Source organism: Nonomuraea aridisoli, assembly GCF_003236395.1.
Classification (GTDB): domain Bacteria; phylum Actinomycetota; class Actinomycetes; order Streptosporangiales; family Streptosporangiaceae; genus Nonomuraea; species Nonomuraea aridisoli.
In genome coordinates this window covers 1-1,680 of record NZ_POUD01000539.1, presented here as the reverse complement: position 1 = coordinate 1,680, position 1,680 = coordinate 1, and the positions used below count along the sequence as shown (strand labels likewise).

Annotated in this window: 1 protein-coding gene; it reads right to left on the bottom strand. The window is 73.5% G+C overall.

Annotated features, from left to right (window positions below):
* Positions 1-1,420: serine/threonine-protein kinase (locus C1J01_RS47895; RefSeq protein WP_111185782.1), on the bottom strand; the 1,420-nt coding region annotated here is incomplete at its 3' end.
* Positions 1,421-1,680: the final 260 nt, after the last annotated feature.

Below are 1,680 nucleotides of genomic sequence, written 5' to 3'. Positions count from 1 at the left end.
CCGCGGGGGTGGTGGCCGACTCGCGGCGCTCTTCGGGCGTGCGTACGTCGCCCGTCATCCTCAGGGCGGCGGACGGCGTCGGCGTCGGGGTGCGGACGGGCTTCCTGGGCCGCTGCTCGGACGTCCTGGCGGGCCTCTTGACGTGCGTCGCGATCTGCGCCGGCCGGGAGGCGACCGGCTGCTGGACGGACGGCGGCGGCGCGTCGCTGGCGCTCGGCTCGGTCTCCGGCTCCGGCGTGGTCTCCTCGGCCGTCGGCTCCTCGTACGGAGTCGCCGGGTCCGCGGACGCCGAGGTGGCGGGCACCGGCGTCGTGGGCGTCACCTCGCTGGTCCGCGCCTGCAGCACCGCTTCGTCGGACGACGCGTTCACCATGATCACGACGGCGGCGACCAGCACGCCGACGGCCGAGGCCGTGACGGCGATCTTGGCGGGCAGCTTGCCCAGGGCGCGCGACGCCCTGCCGACGCCCGACCTGCCGACGCCCGACGGCTCGCCGAAGCGGGTCTCGGCGAGCGCGGTCTCCGTCTCGACCGGCTCGTCCAGCCGGATCGGGAAGAGCAGCGCCAGCAGGCCAGCCAGGGCGGCCAGGCGGCGGCGTCCGCGCTCCTCCCAGTCCGGCCCGTACGCTTCGGCGGCGACGGCCTCCAACTCGGTGAGGAACGCCTCCGCCGACGGCGGGCGCTCGGCCGGATCCTTGGCCAGACCCCGCCCGACCAGGCCGCGCAGCGCCGCCGGCACCTCCTCGACCGGCGGGGGAGCGCTCTGGTGCTGGTGGGCCAGCACCATGACGTTCGAGGCGCGGAAGGGGCGGGTGCCCGTCAGGCACTCGAAGAAGACGGCGGTGGCCGCGTAGACGTCGGTCGCGGGCCCGGCCGGCGCGCCCGACCACTGCTCAGGCGCCATGTACGGCGGCGTGCCCGCCGCCTCCGCCTCCTCGCCGGCCCGCACCGCGATGCCGAAGTCCACGAGCTTGCTGGCGCCGTCGGCCTGCACCATGACGTTCTCGGGCTTGTAGTCGCGGTGGACGACGCCGATCGCGTGCGCCGCGGCCAGGCCCCGCAGGGAGCCCTTGAGGACGGTCAGCGCGGCTTCGGCGCCGGTGGGACCCTCGGACTTGAGGATCTCGCGCAGCGACACCCCGTTGACCAGCTCCATGATGATCGCCGAGCCCTGACCGGATTCGACGTAGTCGATCAGCCTGGCGTGGTGGGGGCTCTGCAGTGTGCCCAATAAGCGCGCCTCGTGCCGGAAGCGGGCGACGAACCCGACGTCGGACCTCAGCTCGTCACTGAGGTACTTGATGGCCACCTCGACGCCGTCGTAGTCGCGTCTGGCGAGCACGACCCGCCCGGCCGCGCCCGAGCCCAGCTCGCGCACCGCGGTGTAGCCGGGGACCCCCCATTGCCCATCACCGTACATAACGGTCTCCTCTGGAGTACTTTGGGCCCCCACCCGCATCAAGCCGTCCGTAGCTTAACCACAGCGGACCGCTTTCGGGCCCCCGAAATGCCGATAAGGCAGAAATATCGACCGCCGAGCGGCCTGGTTCCCCCGGTCCCCTTGGCTCCCTTGCGACGGCTCAGGAGTCCTCGGGCGGGCCGGGGGCTCCTTCGTCCGGCTTGGGTGAGTCCTGGGGCGGTTTCCGGGTCTCCTCCTCGGGTGCGGGGGCGCTTCTGGAG